Origin of the sequence: Stakelama flava (assembly GCF_019351405.1) — a bacterium.
GTDB classification, from domain to species: Bacteria; Pseudomonadota; Alphaproteobacteria; order Sphingomonadales; family Sphingomonadaceae; genus Sphingomonas; species Sphingomonas flava_A.
Genome location: NZ_JAHWZX010000015.1, coordinates 73,789 through 81,444 on the forward strand (window position 1 = coordinate 73,789; position 7,656 = coordinate 81,444).

At 63.0% G+C, this 7,656-nt stretch carries 5 protein-coding genes and 1 pseudogene; 5 read left to right on the forward strand and 1 reads right to left on the reverse strand.

What is annotated here, in order from left to right; all coding sequences use genetic code 11:
• Positions 1–163 precede the first annotated feature (163 nt).
• The 3 genes from KY084_RS13980 (at position 164) to KY084_RS13990 (ending at position 3,598) form a co-directional block, all read left to right on the forward strand.
• On the forward strand, positions 164–913 hold the full coding sequence (locus tag KY084_RS13980; RefSeq protein WP_219239093.1) for an electron transfer flavoprotein subunit beta/FixA family protein: 750 nt from the start codon (positions 164–166) through the stop codon (positions 911–913).
• Between the two features lie 128 nt (positions 914–1,041).
• Positions 1,042–1,971, forward strand: coding sequence for an electron transfer flavoprotein subunit alpha/FixB family protein (locus tag KY084_RS13985; protein WP_219239094.1), 930 nt, complete (start codon positions 1,042–1,044; stop codon positions 1,969–1,971).
• A gap of 178 nt (positions 1,972–2,149) precedes the next feature.
• Complete coding sequence (locus tag KY084_RS13990) at positions 2,150–3,598, forward strand: S41 family peptidase (protein WP_219239095.1); 1,449 nt, start codon at positions 2,150–2,152, stop codon at positions 3,596–3,598.
• 10 nt (positions 3,599–3,608) lie between these two features.
• Here the strand turns inward: KY084_RS13990 and nhaA are convergent, their stop codons facing one another.
• Positions 3,609–4,838, reverse strand: a complete 1,230-nt coding sequence (gene nhaA / locus KY084_RS13995; protein ID WP_219239096.1) for a Na+/H+ antiporter NhaA — start codon at positions 4,836–4,838, stop codon at positions 3,609–3,611.
• Positions 4,839–4,885: 47 nt separating this feature from the next.
• Here nhaA and KY084_RS14000 point away from each other — a divergent pair, with 47 nt between their 5' ends.
• A complete protein-coding gene (locus KY084_RS14000) occupies positions 4,886–6,421 on the forward strand; it encodes a DUF389 domain-containing protein (protein ID WP_219239097.1) in 1,536 nt (511 codons plus the stop codon).
• A 176-nt stretch (positions 6,422–6,597) separates the two neighbouring features.
• Positions 6,598–7,537, forward strand: a pseudogene (locus KY084_RS14005) (IS3 family transposase); the annotation flags it as partial.
• Positions 7,538–7,656 lie beyond the last annotated feature (119 nt).

The following is a 7,656-nucleotide window of genomic DNA, read 5'->3' on the forward strand; positions in this document are numbered from 1 at the left end:
AGGCGCGGGTACGCGGCGCGGTGCGATTTTCGCTACGGCAGTGCGGCCCGGCACAGTGTTTGTGCACACCGGCATACCGCCCTTGTGAAAAGGGCCGGAAACCGCCATGTATCGCCGTACGCAATGATGTAATTCGATGTGACAAAACACGGAAAGGACGCAAATGAAAGTGCTGGTGCCGGTCAAGCGCGTGCTTGACTACAACGTAAAGCCCCGCATCAAGGCGGATGGCTCCGGCGTCGACCTCGCCAACGTAAAAATGAGCATGAATCCGTTTGACGAGATCGCTGTCGAAGAGGCGATCCGCCTGAAGGAAAACGGCCCCGTCGAAGAGATTGTGGTCGTTTCGATCGGCGAACAGAAGGCGCAGGAAACGCTGCGCACCGCGCTGGCGATGGGTGCCGACCGGGCGATCCTGATCACCACCGACGAGCGCGTCGAACCGCTGGGCGTCGCCAAACTGCTCGCCAAGGTCGTCGAGGAAGAAAGCCCCGAGCTGGTGATCCTGGGCAAACAGGCGATCGACGACGACAACAACCAGACCGGCCAGATGCTCGCCGCACTGCTCGGCTGGGCGCAGGGCACTTTTGCTTCGAAGGTCGAACTGGCCGACAGCAAGGCGAATGTGACGCGCGAAGTCGATGGCGGGCTTGAAACCGATGCGCTGACGCTGCCGGCAATCATCACCACCGATCTTCGCCTGAACGAGCCGCGCTACGCTTCGCTCCCCAACATCATGAAGGCGAAGTCGAAGCCGATGGCGACCAAGACCGCTGGCGATTACGGCGTCGACGTTGCGCCGCGGCTGACCGTCACCAACGTGTCCGAACCGCCCAAACGGACCGCGGGCGTGAAGGTCGCCGATGTCGATGAACTGGTCGCCAGGCTGAAGGCGATGGGCGTTCCGGCATAAGGGCCATCCGTCGGCCCGCCCGTTCGTGCTGAGCTTGTTGAAGCACCGTCCCTTTTCGGGGCGCACGGGTGAGAGGAAGTACCGCCCTTCGACAAGCGCAGGGCGAACGGCTTTTGAGGTAGGATAATATGAAGACTCTGGTTTGGGTCGAACACGACAACAAGGATGTGAAGGACGCGACGCTCGCCACGGTGACCGCCGCGTCGAAGCTGGGCGAGGTGCATCTGCTGGTCGCCGGATCGGGCTGCCAGTCGGTCGCTGATGCCGCCGCCAAAATCGCTGGCGTCGGCAAGGTGCATCTGGCCAACGACGCGGCGTACGGACATGCGCTGGCGGAAAATGTCGCCCCGCTGATCGTGTCGCTGATGGCCGATCACGACGCCTTCGTCGCGCCCGCCACCACCACGGGCAAGAATATCGCGCCGCGCGTTGCCGCCTTGCTCGACGTGATGCAGATTTCCGACATCCTGTCGGTTGAGGGCGAAGACACCTTCACCCGGCCGATCTATGCCGGCAACGCCATCGCGACGGTCAAGACGTCGGATGCGAAAAAGGTCATCACCGTTCGCGGCACCGCGTTCGACAAGGCCGAAGCCGAGGGCGGTTCGGCCGAAATCGAAACCGTGGCGGGTGAAGGCGACAAGGGGCTTTCCAGCTTTGTGAAGGCGGACATCGCGACCAGCGACCGCCCCGAACTGACCAGCGCGGGCATCGTCGTGTCGGGCGGGCGGGCGCTTCAAAATTCGGAGAATTTCACCAAGATTATCGAACCGCTTGCCGACAAGCTGGGCGCGGCGGTGGGCGCGAGCCGCGCCGCGGTCGATGCCGGATACGTCCCCAACGACTATCAGGTCGGTCAGACGGGCAAGATCGTCGCGCCGGAAATCTATATCGCCATCGGCATTTCGGGCGCGATCCAGCACCTTGCCGGAATGAAGGACTCGAAAACCATCATTGCCATCAACAAGGATGAGGACGCACCGATCTTCCAGGTGGCGGATATCGGACTGGTTGCTGATCTATACACCGCGGTGCCCGAGCTTACCGAAAAGCTGTAACGGCGCATCCGAAGCGCGTTTGAAAGCGGCGGGGCGGCTTCGGCTGCGCCGCCGCTTTTTGCATATGCACAGCGCAACGGTCGACCGATTGCCGCCAGACAAGCCCGACGGCGCGTATCCCGCTTGCCTTTCCCTCGCAGGCGTCTAGCCTATTGAAAAACAACAGGGGTTCTGGGGCATGAACAACAGGTGGGTTGCCGGGCTGGCATTGTCGGCGTTGCTTGCGGGATGCGGCGGCGGATCGAGCGGCAGCGTCACGACGCCGCCGACATCGGGCACCGGCGGCGGATCGGGATCTGGCACGACCGGCGACAGCGACAGCGGCACCTGTTCGCTTTCCGCGCGCAAGGACTGGGTGCTTTCGCAGATGCGCGAATGGTATCTTTTCCCCGACACCCTGCCCGCCGCGCCCGACGCGTCGCAATATGATTCGGTCGAAACGTTTCTCGACGCGCTGGCCGCAAATGCGCGCGCGCAAGGCAAGGACCGCTATTTCACCTATCTCACATCGATCACGGAAGAGACCGAATATTTCAACTCCGGCGCAACGGCCGGGCTGGGCGTCCGCTTTACGCTGGACGAAACCGGATCGCAGCTGATCATTGCCGAAGCATTCGAAAACGCCCCCGCGCTCGACGCCGGCCTCGATCGCGGAACGGCGATCACCGCGATCGGCACGAATGAAAATACGCTCGTCAGCGTTGCCGACCTGTATGCGCAAGGAGGCACGCTCGCCATATCCGATGCGCTGGGGCCGTCGACGGTCGGGACGACACGCGCGTTTCGCGTCACCGATGCGAACGGCACGCGCGTCGTCACTTTGGCCAAGGCCGAATATGATATCGATCCGGTATCGAGCCGGTACGGCTCAAAGGTCATCACCGAAGGCGGCGAACAATATGGCTATATCAACCTTCGCACCTTCATCTATGCCGCCGATCCCGAACTGCGCGCCGCCATCGCCGATTTCGCGGCGAAGGGGATCGACAAGGTCATCGTCGATCTGCGCTATAATGGCGGCGGCCTGCTGAGCACGGCGGAATTGATGAGCAACCTGCTGGGCGGCAACCGTTCGACCTCTGACGTTATGTACCACGTCTCCTTCCGCCCAGAAAAATCATCGGAAAACGAAACCGCCTATTTCGCGGCGGAGGCGAATGCCGTTTCGGCCACAAAAATCGCCTTTATCGGCATGGGCGGAACCGCATCGGCAAGCGAACTGGTGATGAACAATTTCGTGCCGTACCTGGGCGAAAACGACGCGCTGATCGGCACCAACACTTATGGCAAGCCGGTAGGGCAGATCGCGCTGGACCGCGAAGCGTGCGACGACCGGCTGAGGGTCATCGCCTTGTCGCTGAGCAACGCGGACAATCAGGGCGATTATTTCGACGGCATGGCGGGCACGGTAAAGGCAAGCTGTCAGGCCGCCGACGACCTTGGCCACGCGATGGGCGACCCGCAGGAGGCATCGACCCGCGCCGCGCTGAACTTCCTTCAGGGCAAAAGCTGCTCGCCGATCTTCGCAGGTACGGCGCTGACCACCGCGTCTGTCCATCGCAAGCGCGAACTGCTGGCCCCGTCACGGCCCAGCACGGCGCAGCGCGAAGTACCGGGCCTGTATTGACGGGTGCGCGCTACCCCCGTTTGGGGGGCGCGAAGCGAAGCACCAGATAGCCCGCAAGCGCCGACAGGACGGAGCCGGACAGGACGCCGATCTTCACCTCATCGATCAGCAATTCATTGCCCGGAAAGGCAAGCCCGCCGATGAACAGGCTCATCGTGAAGCCGATACCTGCGAGCAGCGACACGCCATAGGCCTGTGCCCAGGTCGAACCGCCGGGTGTCTGTGCAAAGCCGGTTTTCGCCGCCAGCCAGATTATACCCAGGATGCCGACCTGCTTGCCGAAGAACAGCCCCGCCGCCACGGCGAGCGGCAGCGTGTCGAACAGGATCATCGGCGAAAGCCCTTCGAACGAAACCCCCGCATTGGCGAAACCGAACAGCGGCACGATCAGGAAAGCGACCCAATATTCGAGGCGATGCTCCAGCTTGTGAAGCGGCGATTCCTCGCTATCGGGCGCGCCGGGCGATTTGGTGATCGGCACCATCAGCGCGGCGAGCACGCCGGCGATCGTCGCGTGCACCCCCGACAGGAACACGAAATACCATAGCAGCACCGCCAGCACGACATAGGGCGACAGGCGCTTCACCCCGCTTTTGTTGAGAACATACATCGTGCCCAGCACGATCATGGCGAGGAACAGCGCGAAGGTGGACAGATGGTCGGTATAAGCAAGCGCGATGATCGCCACCGCACCCATATCGTCGACGATCGCGACGGTGGTCAGAAACAGCTTCATCGACGCTGGCACCCGCGATCCGAGCAGCGCGAGCACACCGATCGCAAAGGCAATGTCGGTCGCCGCCGGAATCGCCCAGCCCGATTGCAGCTCGGGCCGCTGATAGGTGATTGCGAGATAGATGATCGCGGGAACCAGCATGCCCGCGGCGGCGGCGATCGCGGGCAGGCGGCGGCGTTCCCAGGTGGCGAGCCGGCCATCGACGAATTCGCGCTTTATCTCCAGCCCGACCAGGAAGAAGAAGATCGCCATCAGCCCGTCGTTGATCCACAGATGCACGCTCATCGGATGGCCGGGCTTGAACGTCGGGCCGGTTTCGAAGTGCAGAAAGTGGAAATAGCTCTCCGACAGGCCGGGCACATTGGCGACGACCATCGCAGCGACCGATGCCAGGATCAGGACGATTCCCCCCGATGCCTCGCTCGACATAAATGTTCGCAATGCCGATCCCGCGCGCGTTTCTTCCACAACCCACCTCGTTTTATTGCCCTGATCGCATTGCATTCCTATCGGCTGGCAAAGCAGCGGCAAACCCCTTAAGGCGCCTCACCATGGAATCATCCGGCGGCATCCTTCCCGCGAACCCGATTACCGACTGGTGGCGCGGCAATGTCGTTTCCAGCGTCGATCATGTCCGTGTCCTCGACAAGGTGCGCGGCGAAAGCGGCTGGTCGGGCCGGTACATGTTCATGACGCTGATGTCGGCAGGCATCGCGGTGCTGGGGCTGTTGCTGTCCTCTCCCGCGGTCGTGATCGGCGCGATGCTGATCTCCCCGCTGATGGGGCCGATCATCGGGCTTGGTTTCGGGCTGGCAACATTCGATACGGCGGAAATCCGGGCTTCGTCGATCGCGCTGGCAATCGGCATCGTGCTCGCCGTGTTCTTCACCGCGCTGGTCGTGCTGCTGTCGCCACTGCAGAATGTGACCGAAGAGATCGCCGCGCGCACCCGGCCCAATCTGTTCGACCTGATGGTGGCGTTCTTTTCGGCGCTTGCCGGGTCCTATGCGATGGTGCGCGGGCGCGAGGGCACGATCGTCGGCGTCGCGATCGCCACCGCGTTGATGCCGCCGCTCGCTGTGATGGGATACGGCCTCGCCACGCTGAACTGGACGGTGTTCGGCGGATCGACGCTGCTGTTCTTTACCAACCTGATGACGATCGCGCTGGCCGCGGCGGTGATGGCGCGGCTGTACGGGTTCGGATCGGACCTGTCGCCGCAGCATACCGTGCTGCAATCGGTCGTCGGCATCGCGGTGTTCGTGGCGCTGGCCATTCCGCTGGGCATTTCGCTGATCAATATCGCCTGGGAAGCGACCGCGTCGCGTCAGGCGCAGAATGTGGTGATGAGCCAGTTCGGCGACGATGCACGGCTGAGCCAGATCGACTTCCACCCCGACACCCACCCGATCCGGGTCAACGCGACCGTGCTCACCCCTGAATTCCGTCCCGATGCGGAGGGCGATGCGCAAAAAACGCTGCAGCGGCTGCTGGGCAAGCCGGTCGAGGTGGCGCTCGAACAATATCGCGTCGGCACTTCGCAGGCCGCCGAAGCAGCGCAGATCGCGTCGGCACAGGCCAATGCGCGCCAGCTTGCGGCCGACAAGGTGGCGGTGCGCACCACCGAGCAACTGGCGCTGGTCGCCGGCGTCGATCAGGGCAATGTCCTGCTCGATCGCGACCACCAGCGCGCGGTGGTGACGGCCAAGCCGCTGCCCGATACCGGGCTGGAAGCCTATCGCACGCTGGAAAAGCGGGTTTCGGATGCCGCCACAGGCTGGACGGTCGAACTGATCCCGCCCGCAGCCAAATTGCCCGATATCAGCTTCGCCACGCCGCAACCCGGGGACAAAGGCGACGAACCGGTAGCGCCCAAACCCGATGCCGCAGGCGAAGCGGCGATCGCCACCGCCATCTGGGGCGCGAAACGGCTGAACGTGCCGATCGGAGTCGCCGGCGCAAAGGACCGGGTCGCAGTGGTTGTCGACACGCTGACCAAGGCGGGCCTCGACGCGCATGCAGTGTCCGGCAAGGGCGGCAGCGATGGCGCGGTCAGGCTTGCATGGCTGGCACCCGATACGGATTGATCCCGGCGGCGGGGGTAAAGCGGGGCAACAGACCCTTGCGCACGCGCTCCGCCCGATCGCCAAGAGCACATCCCAGGTGATGGCGCCCCACTCCCGGCGCTCCACTGCGGAAAACTGGCCTGCTGCCGGTTTGGTGGACACCGAGATAAGGTGTTTTCACTGAACGGAGAGCATCGATGCAACGAAGGAAATTCGCCCGCGAGTTCAAGCTTGAGGCGGTGCGATTGGTCCGGGAGCGCGGCGTAACGATCGCCCAGGCAGCCCGGGACCTGGATTTACACGAGAACGTGCTGCGCAAGTGGGTGAAGGAGTTCGCTGCCGATCCGGGACATGCCTTTCCCGGTCACGGGCAGATGAGGCCGGAGCAGTTGGAGATCGATCGATTACGCCGCGAAGTGGCGAAGCTGAAGGCAGAACGAGACATCCTAAAAAAGCCGCCGCCTACTTCGCGAAGGACTCGATATGAGGTTCATTTTCATCGCGAAGCACCGAGGGATCTGGCCGGTGGCGTGGATGTGCGGGGCGCTCGGGGTTTCGCGAAGCGGTTTTCATGCCTGGCTCAACCGGGCACCATCGCAGCGTGCTCGCGACGACGAGGTGATCGGCGCCAGGGTGAAGACCAGTCATATCACCAGCTACCGCACATATGGCGCGCGCCGGGTCTGGCACGATCTGCTCGCCGAAGACATGTCCTGCGGCCTGCATCGGGTCGAACGGCTGATGCGTCAGCAGGGTTTGCGAGCGCGGCCACGCCGTCGCGGGCTGCCGAAGGATCAAGGCGAATGTTCGGTCATCGCCGGCAACGTGCTCGATCGCCAGTTCTCGGCGGACAGGCCGAACCAGAAATGGGTAGCCGACTTCACCTATATCTGGACCGCCGAAGGATGGCTCTATGTCGCCGCGGTGATCGACCTGTTCTCGCGCCGGGTGGTTGGCTGGTCGATGAGCGACGCGATGACCGCCCAGCTCGTTACCGATGCGCTGATCATGGCGATCTGGCGGCGCGGTAAACCGGATGCCCTGCTGCATCATTCGAATCAGGGCAGCCAATACACAAGCGAGCAGTTCCAGCGCCTTATGGCGGATAACGGCGTCACCTGCTCAATTGGTCTGAGCCCCTAGATTTCCTCCATTGATAGGTAGAGTCCGGCCCTCGAGAAGGAGTACGGACGAGATGAAGCGGAGCAGGTTCAGCGAGGAGCAGATCATTGCTGTTTTGAAGGAGCAGGAAGCTG